Source organism: Actinomycetospora aeridis, from assembly GCF_037400275.1.
GTDB classification, from domain to species: Bacteria; Actinomycetota; Actinomycetes; order Mycobacteriales; family Pseudonocardiaceae; genus Actinomycetospora; species Actinomycetospora aeridis.
In genome coordinates this window covers 319,195-334,309 of record NZ_JBBEGL010000003.1, presented here as the reverse complement: position 1 = coordinate 334,309, position 15,115 = coordinate 319,195, and the positions used below count along the sequence as shown (strand labels likewise).

The following is a 15,115-nucleotide window of genomic DNA, read 5'->3' as shown; positions in this document are numbered from 1 at the left end:
TCGCTAGTGCGCCGCCTGGTCCCAGGACGTCCCGAAGCCGACCGAGACCTCGAGCGGCACGTCGAGCTCGAACGCCGCCCCCATCTCGCGGCGCACGAGCTCGGTGACAGCGTCCTTCTCCTCCGCGGCGACCTCGAGCACGAGCTCGTCGTGCACCTGCAGCAGGATCCGCGAGCGCAGCCCCTCGTCGCGCAGCGCCTGGTGCACCCCGAGCATCGCGACCTTGATGATGTCGGCCGCGCTGCCCTGGATCGGGGCGTTGAGCGCCATCCGCTCGGCCATCTCGCGCCGCTGGCGGTTGTCGCTGGTGAGGTCCGGCAGGTAGCGGCGCCGCCCGAGGATCGAGCTGGTGTAGCCGTCCTTGCCGGCCTGGATGACCACCTGGCGCAGGTAGTCGCGCACGCCGCCGAACCGCGCGAAGTACTCCTCCATCAGCTCCTTGGCCTCGTCGGTGGAGATCCGGAGCTGGGCGGAGAGCCCGTAGGCCGACAGGCCGTACGCGAGGCCGTAGTTCATCGCCTTGATCTTGGCCCGCTGCGCCGGGTCGACCTCGTCCTCGGCGACCCCGAACACCCGCGCGGCCGTCGCCGAGTGGAAGTCGTAGCCCGACTGGAACGCCTCGATGAGCGCCTCGTCGCGCGAGAGGTGCGCCATGATGCGCATCTCGATCTGCGAGTAGTCGACGGTCATGAGCTCGGAGAACGCGCCGTCGGCGGAGTCGGACCCGACGACGAACGTGTCGCGGATGCGCCGGCCCTCGGCGGTGCGCACCGGGATGTTCTGCAGGTTGGGCTCGGTGGAGCTCAGGCGCCCGGTGCGCGCGATGGTCTGGTTGAACGTGGTGTGGATGCGCCCGTCGTCGGAGAGCGCGTCCAGCAGGCCCTTCACCGTGACCCGCAGCCGCGTCGCGTCGCGGTGCTCGAGCAGGTGCTCGAGGAACGGGTGCGGGTTCGACTCGTTGAGCGTCTGCAGCGCGTCGGCGTCGGTGGTGTACCCGGTCTTGGTGCGCTTGGTCTTCGGCATCTCCAGCTCGTCGAACAGCACGACCTGCAGCTGCTTCGGCGACCCGAGGTTGATCTCCTTGCCGATGACGTCGTACGCCGACTGCGCCGCCTGCTGCACGCGCGCGCCGAACTGCGACTCGAGGTCGTGCAGCGCGCTGACGTCGACCGCGACGCCGGCCGCCTCGAGATCGGCGAGCACCGCGAGCAGCGGCAGCTCGAGATCGGTGAGCAGCGCCGTGCCGCCCAGCTCGGCGAGATCCTCGTCGAGCTTGTCCGCGAGGTCGATCACCGCGCGGGCCCGCAGCATCTCGGCCTGCGCGAGCGCCGTGTCGGCCTCCTCCTCGCCGCCGTCGAGGGTGAGCTGCTCGCTGCCGCCGCTCTCCTCGACCCGCAGCTCGCGGCGCAGGTAGCGCAGCGCGAGGTCGGCCAGGTCGAAGCTGCGCTCGCCGGGGCGCGCGAGGTAGGCGGCGAGCGCGGTGTCGCTGGTGACCCCGTCGAGCGTCCAGCCCCGCGCGCGGACGGCGTGGATCGGGCCCTTGATCTCGTGGCCCGCCTTGGGGACCGCGACGTCGGCGAGCCACTCGGCGAGCGCCTTCTCGTCGGCGGCGTCCATCGCGTGGACGTCGAGGTAGGCCGACTCGCCGTCGGCGGCCGCCAGGGCGATGCCCTCGAGGTCACCCGTGCCGTGCGCCCACTGCCCCCGGAACGCGAGCCCGACCCGGCTGCCGTCGCGGGCGTGGTCGGCGAGCCAGTCGGCCACCGCGCCCGTCTCGAGCGCGGAGCCGCGGACCTCGAAGCCCTCCTCGGCCTCGGGCTCGGGCGCGGTGAGCGTGGAGAACAGCCGCTCGCGCAGGACGCGGAACTCGAGGTTGTCGAACAGCTGGTGCACCGCGTCCCGGTCCCACTGCCGGACCACGAGGTCGTCCGGGCCCATGCCGATGCCGTCGACGTCGCGGACGAGCTCGGTGAGCTGACGGTTGAGCACGACCGACGACAGGTGCTCGCGCAGCGCGTCGCCCGCCTTGCCCCGCACCTCGTCGACACGGTCGACCAGCGCGTCGAGCGACCCGAACTCGCGGATCCACTTCTGCGCCGTCTTCTCCCCCACCCCCGGGATGCTCGGCAGGTTGTCGCTCGGGTCGCCGCGCAGGGCCGCGAAGTCCGGGTACTGCTCCGGCGTCAGCGTGTAGCGCTCCATGACCTGCTCGGGCGTGTAGCGCACGAGGTCGGACACGCCCTTGCGCGGGTAGAGCACGGTGACGTCGTCGGAGACGAGCTGGAACGCGTCGCGGTCGCCCGTACAGATCGACACCGTCATGCCCTGCGCCACCGCCTGGGTGGTGAGCGTGGCGATGAGGTCGTCGGCCTCGAAGCCCTCGACCGCCATCACCGGGATGGCGAGGGCGGCCAGGATGTCCTTGATGAGGTCGATCTGGCCCCGGAACTCGTCGGGCGTCGTGGTGCGGTTGGCCTTGTAGGCCGCGTACGTCTCCGCCCGGAACGTCTTGCGCGAGACGTCGAAGGCCACCGCGAGGTGGGTCGGCTCCTCGTCGCGCAACAGGTTGATGAGCATCGACGTGAAGCCGTAGACGGCGTTCGTCGTCTGCCCCGTCGTGGTGCTGAAGTTCTCGGTGGGCAGCGCGAAGAACGCGCGGTAGGCCAACGAGTGCCCGTCGAGCAGCAGCAGGCGTGCCCGCCCGCCCGCCGGGGCGTCCGGGGTGGTCGAGGGCTGTGCCGCAGTGCTGGTCGGAGCCACGTCGAGGAGTCTAGGCGCGACCCCCGACACACCCCGGGCGCCCGGGGAGCCGCGGCACCGGCACCGCCCTACCCTGCGGGGATGACCAGCTCCCCGGCCCCCGAGTCCGCCGCGCTGCCCGAGATCGACGTGCAGTACCCCGACGAGCAGCTCGCCGCGCGGATGGGCATCGAGGTCACGGAGTGGACCCGGGAGCGCGTGGTCGGCACCATGCCCGTCACCGGCAACCGGCAGCCGTTCGGCCTGCTGCACGGCGGCGCCAACGGCGTCCTCGCCGAGACCCTGGGGTCCACCGCCGCCGCGATCCACGGCTGGCCCGAGCGCCTGCCGGTCGGCCTCGAGCTCAACTGCACCCACCACCGCTCGGCGCTGGACGGGAAGGTCACGGGGGTCTGCACCCCGCTGTCGGTGGGCCGCACGATCGGCACGTTCGAGATCGTGATCACCGACGACGAGGACCGCCGCGTCTGCACCGCCAAGCTCACCTGCGTCTTCCGCAGCCGTCCGCCGGGCTCGACGGGCTGACGCGCGCGCGGTCTCGTTCTGAGCGAAGGGCACCTTCGCTCGATACGGCACGTCGGCCTGGCGTCCGGAGATCAGGAGCGCGCCACGCACCTCGATCGCGACTCCGAGGTGGATGCGACGCCCCTGATCACCGTGGGCCGCGAGCGGCACGTCCCGCAGGCCCACGAGCCCGATGATCATGCGGAACGTGCCGGTCGCCGCCGGCCGACGACCCCGCGCCAGTGATCAACGCGGAGTTCGCGCGCATAGAAGCAGCGAACGTCCAGTTGAGCACGCCGATAGGGCGTTCGCTGCCCAGCCGAGGCCCGGCTAGCTGACGCCCAGGTACGCGTCCTGGATCGTCGGGTCGGCGAGGAGCTCGGCGCCCGTGCCGGAACGGGTGACCTCGCCCGTCTCGAGCACGTAGGCCTCGTGCGCCAGCCCGAGGGCCTGGGTGGCGTTCTGCTCCACGAGCAGCACCGTCGTCCCCTGGGAGTTGATCTCCTCGATCACGCGGAAGATCTGGGCGATGAACTGCGGCGCGAGGCCCATCGAGGGCTCGTCGAGCAGGAGGAGCCGCGGGCGGGACATGAGCGCCCGGCCGATCGCGAGCATCTGCTGCTCGCCGCCGGAGAGCGTGCCCCCGGTCTGCGCCCGGCGCTCGGACAGGCGTGGGAACAGCTCGTAGACGCGCTCCAGGTCGGCCGCGAACTCCGGGCTACGGCGGTCCTTGCGCACGTAGGCGCCCATGTCGATGTTCTCGGCCACCGTCATGCCCGGGAAGATCCCGCGGCCCTCGGGCACCTGGCAGATGCCCCGGACCACCCGCAGGTCGGCCCGGACCCTGGTGAGGTCCTCGCCGTCGAAGCGCATCGCCCCGGACTGCAGGCCGAGGATCCCCGAGATCGCCTTCATGGTCGTCGTCTTGCCGGCGCCGTTCGCGCCGATGAGGGCGACGATCTGCCCCTCCTCGACGCGCAGCGTGATGCCCCGCAGCGCCTGGATGCGCCCGTAGGCGACGTTGACGTCGTCGAGCTCGAGCAGGCTCACGAGGACTCCTCCCCTGTGGTCGCGGCGGGTTCGTCCTCGGCGGCCCCACCCAGGTAGGCGGAGATCACCGCCGGGTCCCTGCGGACGTCGTCGGGCAGGCCGTCGGCGATCTTGCGCCCGAAGTCGAGCACGACCAGCCGGTCGGTCACCCCGAGGACGACGCGCATGTCGTGCTCGACGATGACGACCGTGTACCCGTCGTCGCGGATCTTGAGGATGAGCTCGGAGAGCGCGTCCTTCTCCGTCGCCGAGAACCCGGCGGCGGGCTCGTCGAGACAGAGCACCTTCGGCTCGGTGGCCAGGGCGCGCGCGATCTCCAGGCGTCGCTGGTCGCCGTAGGGCAGGGCAGTGGCCTTGTCCGCCGCCCGGTGCGCGATGCCCACGAACTCGAGCAGAGCCATCGCCTTCTCGACGCCCTCACGCTCCTCGCGCCGGTGGCGCGGCAGCCGCAGCAGCGCCCCCGGGATCGACGTGCGGTGCCGCGCGTCGGTGCCGACGACCACGTTCTCGAGCGCCGTCATCGCCCCGAAGAGCCGGATGTTCTGGAACGTGCGCGCGATCCCGGTCTGGATGATCTTGTAGCGCTTCATCGCCGCGAGCGAGTGGCCCTCGAGGCGGATGTCGCCCTCGGACGGCCGGTAGACCCCCGTCATGATGTTGAAGCAGGTGGTCTTCCCGGCGCCGTTCGGCCCGATCAGGCCGAGGATCTCGCCGCGCCGCACGTCGAAGGAGACGTCGTCGAGCGCGGTCAGGCCCCCGAACCGCACGGTCAGCCCGTCCACCGCCAGCAGCGTCTCGCCCATCCCGACGGCGATCTCGCGGTCCGGCGCGACCGCGCCCGACACCTCGGCCTCGTGCTCGGCGCGAGCCGTGGCGTCCATGTGCTCGAGGTCCTCGAGCAGGCCCTCGGAGGTCGGCCCCCCGATCTGGGTGGTCGCGCTCCGCTCCGGGTCGCCCGCCGCGGTCATTCGCCACCCCCTCGGGGTGACGTGCCCGCATGGTCGTCGGGTCTGGTCTCGGGCAGGTCGCCCTCCGGTCTCGTCGACGCCGTCATCCCGCTGGGGGCGACGCCGGTCCGGGCCCCGAAGAGCTTCTGGTACGCCTCGCGCCCGTACGCCAGCAGGTGCTGGCGCATCCCGAGCAGGCCCTGCGGCCGGAAGGCCATGAGGACCATCAGGGCGACACCGAACACCAGGAAGCGGTACTGCGGCTCGAACTGGAAGCGGTCCGGGATGTAGGAGACCAGGAACGCGCCGACGATGACGCCGACCTTGTTGCCGGCGCCCCCGAGCACCACCGCGGCGAGGTAGAGGATCGAGGTCGCGACGTCGAAGCGCTGGTTGTTGACGTAGCCGACCTGCGCGGCGAACAGCGAGCCGGACAGCCCGCCGACCGCGGCGCCGATGGCGAACGCCCAGATCTTGAAACGGTAGGTCGGGACGCCCGTGAGCTCGGCGGCGTCCTCGTCCTCGCGCACCGCGATCCACGCCCGTCCGACCCGGGAGCGTTCCAGGTTCCCCATCAGCATCAGCACGATGACGATCAGACAGACCGCCAGCCAGTAGAACCCGAGGACGTCGGTCTGCGTGAACACCGGCGACCCGTCGGGGTAGTCCAGCTCCGGGCGCGCGATGTTCTGGAAGCCCCGGTTGCCGCGCAGCGGGTCGATGTTGTCGGCGAGCAGCCGGACGATCTCGCCGAAGCCCAGCGTGACGATCGCGAGGTAGTCACCGCGCAGCCGCAGCGTCGGCGTCCCCAGGATGACCCCGGAGATCATCGTGACGAGCATGGCGATCGGAACGATGACCAGCCACGGGTAGCGGACGCCGAGGAGCGAGTCCGGGCTCGAGAGCAGCGCCGTCGTGTAGGCGCCGATCGCGAAGAAGCCCACGTACCCGAGGTCGAGCAGGCCGGCCTGCCCGATCACCACGTTGAGCCCGATCGCGATCAGCGCGAGCACGGCGGCGTTGAACAGCGCGATCGGGAAGTCGGTGGCCGGCTCCGTCGTGATGATCGGCGGGTTGAGCACCGGCAGCCACAGCAGGAACACCACGACCGGGATCAGCAGACCCCACTGCTGGAACCGGCTGCGCGCGTTCCAGAACGTCGAGATCTGCGACATCCGTTCCCTCATGCGCGCGACCTCGCCAACGACTCGCCGAGGATGCCGGTCGGGCGGAACATCAGCACGACCACCAGCAGCACGAACGCCACGATGTCACGCCAGTCGCCGCCGAACAGGCTCTGTCCGTAGTTCTCGGCCACGCCCAGGATCAGGCCTCCGAGCAGCGCGCCGCGCAGGTTGCCGATCCCGCCGAGCACCGCGGCGGTGAACGCCTTGATGCCCAGCAGGAAGCCGCCGTTGTAGACGGCGCCCTGCGGGATGGTCATGAGGTAGAAGAGCCCGGCCGCACCGGCGAGCACCCCGCCGACCATGAACGTGATCGTGATGACCCGCTCCCGGTTGACCCCCATGAGCGTCGCGGTGTTCGGGTCCTGCGCCACCGCCCGGATGCCGCGGCCCAGCCGGGTGCGGTTCACGAAGGTGTCGGCGACGAAGAACATCGCGAGCGAGGCGACGAAGATGATGATCTGCAGGTTCGTCACCGGCGCGCCGAAGATCGTGAACACCGGCGACGGCGGCAGCAGCCGGATCGTGCCCTCGGGGTTGGAGCCCCGCCAGATCCGGATGACCTGCTGCAGCACGAACGACGCGCCGATGGCGGTGATCAGGAACGCGAGGCGCGGCGCGTTGCGCCGCCGCAGAGGTCGATAGGCCGTGCGTTCCAGCAGGATCGCGGCGAGCCCCGACACGGCCATGCCGACCAGCCCGGCGACGATCAGGTCGACGATGATGAACCCGAGCGGCAGGTTGGGGATCGCCCCGGGCTCGAAACCGAACGCGAGGAACGTCAGGTACACGCCGAACACCCCGAGGATGAAGATCTCGGAGTGCGCGAAGTTGATCAGCTGGAGCACGCCGTAGACCAGCGTGTACCCCAGCGCGACCAGCGCGTAGATGCTGCCGTAGGCCAGGCCGTTGATCGTGTTGGCCCAGAACCGGTCGATCAGCAGACCGACGTCGAAGTTGATCCAGGGCTCGGTGCTCGCGGCCAACGGCGCCGCGTGTGCGAGTACCGCGAAGGAGGAGATGACGCGCTCCCCGAGGCGTCGGGCGCCCGCGGGGGCGCAAGGGGGTTCGAGTGGTGTCGCGGGATGGTGCCAGGCGGTCACGCCGCCGTCACGGACAGCGTCCCCGACAGCCGCCGGCCGCGCCCCTCCGCGACGATGCGGAGCGGACGCGGCCGGCGGTGGGAGATCAGATCTGACTGTCGGTGACGATCTGGTTGCCGTCCACCCGGTACATGTAGACCGGGGTCTGGGTGAGCTCACCGGTCGGGCTCCACTGGAACCGCTTGGTGAGGCCCTGGCCGTTGTAGCTGCGCACGAAGTTCAGCAGCGCCGCCCGGTCGGCCGCGCCACGGTCGATGCCCTGGAGCAGGATCGTCGTGGCGTCGTACCCCTCGGCCGAGTAGGTCTGCGGCGCGACGCCGAAGGCCTGGCGGTAGGCGTTGGTGAAGTCGGTGAAGCCCTCCTGCGGCACGCACGGGCAGGACAGCAGCGCACCGTTGGCGGCACCGGCCGCGTTGACGACGAACTGCTCGTCCTTCACGCCGTCGGGTCCGATGAACGGGGTCTGCACACCGGCGTCACGCAGCTGCTGGACCAGCGGCGAGGCCTCCTGGTAGTAGCCCGAGTAGAAGATCGCCTGCGGGTTGGCCTGCTGGACCTGGCCGATGACCGCGGAGAACTCGCGCTGGTTGGTGCGCACGTCCGCCTGGCAGGAGGCTGCCGGGCCGAGCGCCTGCGTGACCTGCTGGGCGAGCCCGATGCCGTAGTCGGAGTCGTCCTTGATGACGCAGACGTTCTGGGCGTTGAGCCGGGTCTGGATGTAGCGGGCGATCGCCGGGCCCTGGACCGCGTCGTTGCCGAGGCCCCGGAAGAAGTTCGTCCAGCCGTTGGTGGACAGCGCCGGGTTGGTGGCCGACGGGGTGATGTTCACGAGGCCGGCGGCGTTGAGGGCCGGGCCGACCGCGCGCGACTCGCCGGAGAACGGCAGGCCCACGATGCCGAGCACCTGCGGGTTGTTGATGACCGCGGTGACCGGGCCGACGGCCGTGTCCGGCGTGCCGCCGGTGTCCGCACGCACCAGGGTGACCTGGCAGTTCGGGTTGGCCGCGTTGTGCTGGTCGACCGCCAGCTGGACCGCGTTGACGATCGCGATGCCGAGCGCCGCGTTCTGCCCGGCGATGGTGCCGGTGTAGGCGATGGACGTGCCGGGAGCGCAGCGCCCCTGCCCGTTCCCGGCCGGCAGCACCGCATCGGTGGGCTGGCTCGGGGCGCCGGCCGCGGGTCCACCACCCTGCTGCTCCCCGCCACCCTGGTTGGCGCAGCCGCTGAGGACCAGCGCCACCGCCGCCACGAGCGCACCCGCGGCTGCGAGCCGTCGTCGGATCACGTCCACCTCCGTCACCGTTCATGTCGGGTCCGCGTGATCTCGCTCGCCCGGTCGGGTGTGGAAGGTATAGGCGCGCGAGCCCCGTCGCGCAAGCGGCTGCGCCGTCGTATTCGGACCGTAACGCCCGGAACCGATGGAGATCCGCTGGAGACCTGCGGGAAACCGCTGGTCGATCAGTCGGCGGGTCCGACGACCGTCCACTGGCCGCCCTGGACCCGGTAGACCGTGACCGCGTCGGTGCTCACGTCGCCGAAGCGATCGAACGACAGCGGACCGGTGATCCCGTCGCCGTGGAAGCCCTGCACCGAGCGGACCACCTCCGGGCGCGCGGCGGGCGTCCACTCGGCCTCCTCGCCCAGGGCGCGGACGGCCGAGTCCACGAGGACGTTCGCCGCGTCGAACGTGAACGCCCCGTACGACCCGATGCTCTCCGGGTAGCCGGCGCGGCGGTAGGCGTCGACGAAGTCGCGGGCGGCCGGCACCGTCTCCGGCGGGGGCCCGACCGACGTGCCGAGGTCGCCCTCACGCCCGCCGGCGGTCACGAAGCCCGGGTTGACGATGCCGTCGCCGCCCATCACCGGCACCGACAGCCCGCCCGCCGCGAGCGCCGCCGACAGCGGCCCGCCCTCGGGGTACTCGCCGCCGTAGAAGACCGCGTCCGGGCGGGCGGCGGCGACGCGCGAGACCGCGGCGGCGCGTCCCGAACCGGGCGCCGCGGTGACGCGGGTGACCACCTGCCCGCCCTCGGTGGCGAGCTGCTTGGCGAACTCGTCGGCGATGCCCTCGCCGTAGGTCTTGCCGTCGGAGACCACCGCGACGCGGCGCTTGTTCTCGACGCGCGTCAGGTAGGTCGCCGCGGCGGGTCCCTGGACGCCGTCGGTGGCCACCGTGCGGAAGAACGTCTGGTACTGCCGCAACGGCGCGGTGACCGCGTTGGCGCCGCGGGTCAACGAGGTCGCGGTGCTGCCCGGGGAGATCTGGACGATGCCCGCCTCGCTCAGCACGGGCTGGACGGCCTGCGCCACCGAGGAGTTGAACGGGCCGAGCACGCCGATCAGCGACGGGTCACGCGCCAGCGTCGCGGCCGCGGCGGCGCCCGTCGCGGGGTCCGCGCGGTCGTCCTGGCTCTGCACCGCGAGGTGGTAGCCCGGCACGGCGCAGCGGGCGTTGGCCTGCGTGACGGCGAGATCGGCGGAGTTCTTCATCCCGAGCCCGACCGCGGCGAGCTCACCGGAGAGCGGGGCCACGAGGCCGACGACGAGGGTGCCGCGGCTGGTGTCGCAGTCTCCGCCGTCGCCCGCCGAGCCGCCCGCTCCCCCGCACGCGCTGAGCACGAGGGCCAGGGCGGCCACCGCCGCACCCACCGCCGCCAGCGTCCCGGTCCGACGACGCCGTCGCGCGCCCATCTCGCCTCGCCCTCTGCCGAATGCGCCGCACCGCGCCGGTGCGTGGTCGAGGGCCCACGGTAGGTCACGGGCGAGTGAGGCCCGCGCAGGGGACGGTAGGTCGGCGTCCGTCCTGGTCAGAGGTCCGGCGCGCGCGTGGGTGAGCGGGCATCACCCACGCGGGCGACTCACGCTGCGTAGCGTCAGCCGAAGGTCTCGACGACGGCGTCCGCGACGGCGCGCATCGTGGTGCGGCGGTCCATCGCGGTGCGCTGGATCCAGCGGAAGGCGTCGGGCTCCGACATCTTCTTCTTGGCCATGAGCAGGCCCTTCGCGCGCTCGACCGCCTTGCGGGTCTCCAGGCGCTCGGTGAGCCCGGCGACCTCGGCCTCGAGCGCGGCGACCTCGGCGAACCGCGTCGCGGCCAGCTCGATGGCGGGCACGACGTCGGTCTTGGAGAACGGCTTGACCAGGTAGGCCATCGCCCCGGCGTCGCGGGCGGACTCGACGAGCTCGCGCTGGCTGAACGCGGTGAGCATGACGACCGGCGCCAGCCGCTCCCCCGCGATCGTCCGCGCGGCCTCGAGGCCGTCGGTGCCCGGCATCTTGATGTCCATCATGATCAGGTTCGGGCGGAGCTCGCGCGCGAGGCGGATGGCCTCCGCGCCGTCGCCCGCCTCGCCGACGACCTCGTAGCCCTCCTCGCGCAGCATCTCGACGAGGTCGAGGCGGATCAGGGCCTCGTCCTCGGCGACGACCACGCGCAGGCCGGTCGGGGTGGCGTCGTCCGGAGCGCTCCCGGGCTCGCTGATGGTGTCGGCCGACTGGCTCATGGCGGCTCCCGCTCTCTCGCCTCGGTGCGCCGCCCCTCGTCGGGCCGCCCCGGTGAGACCGCGGGAGGAACGGCCGGCCCGCTCGTCCGGACACCGTCCGAGCAGGCCGTTTCGATTCAGGAGACTACCGGGCGAGGACGCCTTTCCCGACGGTGACGCTTGCCTCGCCCGCGTGTGCTAACGCTCGTCAGGTCGTGACGGCGTGGTGCCCCCGGTGGGATTCGAACCCACACTGTATGGAGTTTGAGACCATTGCCTGCTGCCATTTGGGCTACGGGGGCAGGCTGTTCGGGCTAACAATCCGACGAGCGTCGCCGCTTCGTCTCGGCGGAGCATAGACGGCGACGGTCCACCGACCCGAGCGGGATCCGTGACCCGCCGGCGCTGTCGGGGTGCGTCGGCAGTCTGGCGGCGTGCATCCCAGGACGACCGTCACCCGAGCCCTCGCGATGGCTGCTGAGGGTCTCCGGCCCGCGGACATCGCTCGTCGGTTGGGTCTACCGCAAGGCACCGTCGCGCACTGGTGCCGAGGTGATCGGCGGGGCTCCCGACATGATGGCCGGGACCAGGCGTGTGCCCGCTGCCAGGGAGCCGTGCTCGACGAGGAGAAGTACGCCTACCTCCTCGGCTCCTACCTCGGAGACGGGCACATCACCATGGGGCCCCGCGGCGTCGCCGCGTTGTCGATCATCTGTGCTGACGCCTGGCCAGGAGTGGCGGAAGAGGTCCACGACGCCCTGCACGCCGTCATACCGGTGTCGTCGGTATGCGCCGTCCAGAAGATCGGCTGCAGCGCGGTCAAGAGCTACTCGACGCACTGGCCGTGCCTGTTTCCGCAGCACGGGCCGGGAAGGAAGCACGATCGTCCGATCGTGCTCGAGCCGTGGCAGCAGGCGATCGTCGACGAGCACCCCGGTCTGTTGCTGCGCGGCCTCATCCACTCCGACGGCTGCCGCATCACCAACTGGGCGACGAAGCGGACGCCTGCCGGACCGAAGCGCTACGAGTACCCCCGCTACTTCTTCTCGAACAAGTCGCTCGACATCCTCGACGTCTGCGCCGCCGCGCTCGACCGTCTCGCGATCGCGCACCGGCGGCCGCGCTGGGACATGATCTCGGTCGCGAAGCGCGACGCGGTCGCGCGACTCGACGATTTCGTCGGCCCGAAGTACTGACGAGCGGCACGTTGCGCATGATCAAGACGCTCCGAGACCTGCCGGACGTGCCTCTCGCCGGAGGCGCCGGCGCGCCACGGCCCCCACCCCGACGCCGATCAGCGCCGCGGCGAGGTGGCCCACCGACGTGAAGTCCGGCAGCGGCCCGTCCCAGTCGGCGTCGAGCACCGGCCAGCCCAGCACCAGCACGGCCGCGGGCACCGCCGCCGCGCGGGGCAGCAGCACCGTCGCGGCCGCCGCCGCGCCCTGGGCGCCGTAGCTGACCCCGACGTCGACCGCCGAGACCACGTCCGCCGGGTAGAGCCCCGCGCGGACGGCCGGGCCGATCACCAGCGCCGTCACGAGGGTCGCCCCCACATGCCCGCCGAGGAACGCCGCGGTGGCCGTGGCGACGCCGCACCGGGCCTCGAGCCACCACAGCGCCCCCGCGATCCCGACCCCGACGACCGCGACGGTGCCCGGCGTGACGACCGCGCTGTTGCCGAGGAAGAAGGGGCTGGTCGCGAGCGCGCCGAGCGGGTGGTGCCGGAGGTTCTCGACGTTCGTGCTGCTCCAGGCCCGGGCGCGCGGGCCGATGTCGGTCGCGGCGAGGACGACGTGGGTCGCGACGAGCACGCCGAGATAGGTGGCCGTCACGGGGCCCGCGCGCACCCAGCCCCGCAGCGCGTTCACCCCGCGCGTTCCACCCGGTTGCGGCCGGCGTTCTTCGCCGCGTAGAGGGCGCGGTCGGCTTCGCTCAGCAGGGCCTCGCCGTCGCCGGCGTGCTCGGGCAGCCCCGCGACGCCGAAGGAGGCGGTGAGCAGCTGCTTGTCGCCGCGCCGGAAGTCCTCCTCGACGCGCACCCGCAGGCGCTCGGCGAGGGTGACGGCGTCGTCGGGCCCTCGGTGCGGGACGAGCACCGCGAACTCCTCGCCGCCCCAGCGGTAGGCGGTCTGGCCGTCACGGACCGCCCCGCGCAGGACGGCCGCGACCTCCTGGAGCACCACGTCGCCCTGCTGGTGCCCGTACCGGTCGTTGAGCTCCTTGAAGTGGTCGAGGTCGAGAATGATCATCGACATCGGCGAGGAGTGGCGTTTCGCGTCGGCGACGGCCCGGTCCAGGTCGACGCCGAGGCGGCGCCGGTTGGCGAGCTGGGTCAGCGGGTCGAACTCGGAGAGCCGCTCGGTGGCGGCGTGCAGGCGGCTGGCCTCGATCGCCGAGCCGGCCAGCGTCGCGAGCATCTCCACCGACGAGAGCCGCTGGCCGTCGACCTCCCCGTCGGGCGAGTCCCAGCACTCGACGACGCCGATGACCCGGGCCCCGACCACCATCGGCACCGCCACCGCCGGGTCCTCCCCCGCCTCGGGGTCGCCGCGCGAGATCTGCCCGTACCGGGCCGAGCGGCCCACCACGCCCACGGCGAGGGGGCAGTCCTCCTCCATCGGGGAGAGCTGGCCGCGGTCGGAGTCGTGCGCCAGCTCGAGGGCCGAGCCGTCCTCCAGCACCAGCCACAGCAGGACCCGGCCGTCGGTGACCGCGACGGCCGCCTGGACGGTCGCGTCGATGACGTAGCGGGTGTTGAGGCTCCCCGCGATCTCGCGGGTCATGATCAGGATGGTGCGGAGCCGCTCCGTGCGGACCTGGAGCCGCTCGGCCTGCGCCGCCGTCTCCTCGTGCTGCCCGCGCAGGGCGATCGTCATCTGCGCGAGCCCGTCGCGCAGGGCCACGAGCTCCGCCGAGCCCGACACCGGCTCGGGCGGGGTCAGCCGGCCCTCGCCGATGCCTCGCACCGAGGCGAGCAGGCCGTCCACCGGGGCGACGACGTGCTCCAGCAGGCGCCGCCGCCCCCGCAGCGCGACCATCAGGGCCGCGCCCGCGACGAGCGCGGTGACGACGATGAGCGAGCGCTGGAGCAGGCGCACCGAGCCGTCCAGCGACTCGATCGCGTCCAGCAGGGCCGACCGGGCGGCGGTGCTGGCGGCCCGGTAGTCCCGCATGAGCGCGTCACCCCGGGCGACGAACGCGGCGACGTCCTGCGGCGGCACCGACGCCACCTGCCCGACCCAGCCGGCCTGCCAGTCGCGCTGGGCCGCCACCAGCTCGAGGACCCGCGGGAAGACACCGGGCAGGTCCAGGTTCGCCAGCATCGCCCCTTCGGCGGCGGCGATCTCCGGGGCACGCTCGGTGGCGCGGTCGACGAAGTACGGGTCGCCGGTGGCCAGATAGGCGCGCAGCAACGAGTCGGTGCCCATCACCGCGTCCTGCGCGTCCTCCAGCGCGAGGAGCCCGACGCGCAGCTCGTCCCCGGCCGGGACGGTGACGAGGGCGGAGTACGACAGCCGCCCGACGGTGATGACGACGATGACGAGCGCCGCCACCGAGACGATGGCGCCGAGACGTTCGACCTCGGTGACCAAGCGCTGCGGTGGCGCCACGCACTTCCTCCCGGGGTCCGCGGCCGGCCGGGGGCGCACGGCCTCCGAGCCTCCGTCGCTCGCCGGCGCCGACCCCCCTCGACGCGCCGGACGTTACCGCCGCTCGGCTGTCCGGTCGACGTCGACACCGTCCACGTCACGCAGCGTTTCCGCCGGTCAGCGGTGACGCCGCTCGCGACTACACGCCGTCAGGGCCTCGAGCAACGGGGCCAGCCGGCGGCCCTCCGCGGACAGGGCGTACTCGGTCCGGGGCGGCCGGGTGTCGAGCACACGACGCTCGATGAGGCCCGCCGCCTCGAGATCGGCCAGGCGCGCGGCGAGGGTCGCCGGCGGCACCTGGCCGAGGGCCTGTTCGAACTCCGAGAACCGGACCGCACCGAGGTGCGCGGCGTAGAGCACCGAGAGCGACCAGCGTCGCTCCAGCAGTGCCGTCAGCGCGCGCACCTCGGGCGGTACCGGCTCCCGCGAGCACATG

Annotated in this window: 13 protein-coding genes and 1 tRNA gene; 2 read left to right on the top strand and 12 right to left on the bottom strand. The window is 72.4% G+C overall.

The features are described from left to right. Positions 1–3: 3 nt before the first annotated feature. On the bottom strand, positions 4–2,760 hold the full coding sequence (gene polA, locus WCD41_RS12150) for a DNA polymerase I (protein ID WP_373695120.1): 2,757 nt from the start codon (positions 2,758–2,760) through the stop codon (positions 4–6). Between the two features lie 81 nt (positions 2,761–2,841). Between polA and WCD41_RS12145 the strand changes: the two genes are divergently transcribed. Then, positions 2,842–3,285 (top strand): PaaI family thioesterase, encoded by a 444-nt coding sequence (locus WCD41_RS12145; protein WP_337713686.1) that lies wholly within the window; start codon positions 2,842–2,844, stop codon positions 3,283–3,285. A gap of 309 nt (positions 3,286–3,594) precedes the next feature. On the opposite strand, the gene WCD41_RS12140 is transcribed toward WCD41_RS12145, so the two are convergent. From WCD41_RS12140 to WCD41_RS12105, 8 genes are all read right to left on the bottom strand, one after another. Continuing rightward, a complete protein-coding gene (locus WCD41_RS12140; RefSeq protein ID WP_373695119.1) occupies positions 3,595–4,314 on the bottom strand; it encodes an ABC transporter ATP-binding protein in 720 nt (239 codons plus the stop codon). Beyond that, positions 4,311–5,282: an ABC transporter ATP-binding protein gene (locus tag WCD41_RS12135; RefSeq protein ID WP_373695118.1), complete on the bottom strand. Its 972-nt coding sequence runs from the start codon at positions 5,280–5,282 to the stop codon at positions 4,311–4,313. The genes WCD41_RS12140 and WCD41_RS12135 overlap by 4 nt, the downstream gene beginning before the upstream one ends. Further along, entirely contained in the window at positions 5,279–6,448 is a 1,170-nt protein-coding gene (locus WCD41_RS12130) for a branched-chain amino acid ABC transporter permease (RefSeq protein WP_337713685.1), read from the bottom strand. Before WCD41_RS12130 ends, WCD41_RS12135 begins: the two co-directional genes overlap by 4 nt. Continuing rightward, positions 6,445–7,431: a branched-chain amino acid ABC transporter permease gene (locus WCD41_RS12125; protein ID WP_337713684.1), complete on the bottom strand. Its 987-nt coding sequence runs from the start codon at positions 7,429–7,431 to the stop codon at positions 6,445–6,447. The genes WCD41_RS12130 and WCD41_RS12125 overlap by 4 nt, the downstream gene beginning before the upstream one ends. Positions 7,432–7,633: 202 nt before the next feature. Continuing rightward, a complete protein-coding gene (locus WCD41_RS12120) occupies positions 7,634–8,833 on the bottom strand; it encodes a branched-chain amino acid ABC transporter substrate-binding protein (RefSeq protein WP_337713683.1) in 1,200 nt (399 codons plus the stop codon). A 173-nt stretch (positions 8,834–9,006) separates the two neighbouring features. Next, positions 9,007–10,197, bottom strand: a complete 1,191-nt coding sequence (locus WCD41_RS12115) for a branched-chain amino acid ABC transporter substrate-binding protein (RefSeq protein ID WP_337713682.1) — start codon at positions 10,195–10,197, stop codon at positions 9,007–9,009. Positions 10,198–10,421: 224 nt separating this feature from the next. Next, the gene (locus WCD41_RS12110) at positions 10,422–11,051 is read right to left on the bottom strand and encodes an ANTAR domain-containing response regulator (protein ID WP_337713681.1); all 630 of its coding nucleotides are present in this window, start codon (positions 11,049–11,051) and stop codon (positions 10,422–10,424) included. Between the two features lie 203 nt (positions 11,052–11,254). Then, a tRNA-Leu gene (locus WCD41_RS12105) sits at positions 11,255–11,332 on the bottom strand. A 312-nt stretch (positions 11,333–11,644) separates the two neighbouring features. Here WCD41_RS12105 and WCD41_RS12100 point away from each other — a divergent pair. Next, entirely contained in the window at positions 11,645–12,226 is a 582-nt protein-coding gene (locus WCD41_RS12100; protein WP_337713680.1) for a hypothetical protein, read from the top strand. Between the two features lie 21 nt (positions 12,227–12,247). Here the strand turns inward: WCD41_RS12100 and WCD41_RS12095 are convergent, their stop codons facing one another. The 3 genes from WCD41_RS12095 to WCD41_RS12085 all read right to left on the bottom strand — a co-directional run bounded on the left by WCD41_RS12095 (position 12,248) and on the right by WCD41_RS12085 (position 15,114). Then, the gene (locus WCD41_RS12095; protein ID WP_337713679.1) at positions 12,248–12,898 is read right to left on the bottom strand and encodes a rhomboid-like protein; all 651 of its coding nucleotides are present in this window, start codon (positions 12,896–12,898) and stop codon (positions 12,248–12,250) included. Continuing rightward, entirely contained in the window at positions 12,895–14,640 is a 1,746-nt protein-coding gene (locus WCD41_RS12090) for a diguanylate cyclase domain-containing protein (RefSeq protein WP_337713678.1), read from the bottom strand. The genes WCD41_RS12095 and WCD41_RS12090 overlap by 4 nt, the downstream gene beginning before the upstream one ends. Before the next feature lie 156 nt (positions 14,641–14,796). Further along, positions 14,797–15,114: a winged helix-turn-helix transcriptional regulator gene (locus WCD41_RS12085; RefSeq protein ID WP_337713677.1), complete on the bottom strand. Its 318-nt coding sequence runs from the start codon at positions 15,112–15,114 to the stop codon at positions 14,797–14,799. Between the last annotated feature and the right edge of the window lies 1 nt (position 15,115).

Bases quoted from the DNA above. Each gene is read 5' to 3' on its own strand.
- WCD41_RS12110 (WP_337713681.1), bottom strand. From the start codon at position 11,051: ATGAGCCAGTCGGCCGACACCATCAGCGAGCCCGGGAGCGCTCCGGAC.
- WCD41_RS12130 (WP_337713685.1), bottom strand. From the start codon at position 6,448: ATGAGGGAACGGATGTCGCAGATCTCGACGTTCTGGAACGCGCGCAGC.
- WCD41_RS12145 (WP_337713686.1), top strand. From the start codon at position 2,842: ATGACCAGCTCCCCGGCCCCCGAGTCCGCCGCGCTGCCCGAGATCGAC.
- WCD41_RS12135 (WP_373695118.1), bottom strand. From the start codon at position 5,282: ATGACCGCGGCGGGCGACCCGGAGCGGAGCGCGACCACCCAGATCGGG.
- WCD41_RS12085 (WP_337713677.1), bottom strand. From the start codon at position 15,114: ATGTGCTCGCGGGAGCCGGTACCGCCCGAGGTGCGCGCGCTGACGGCA.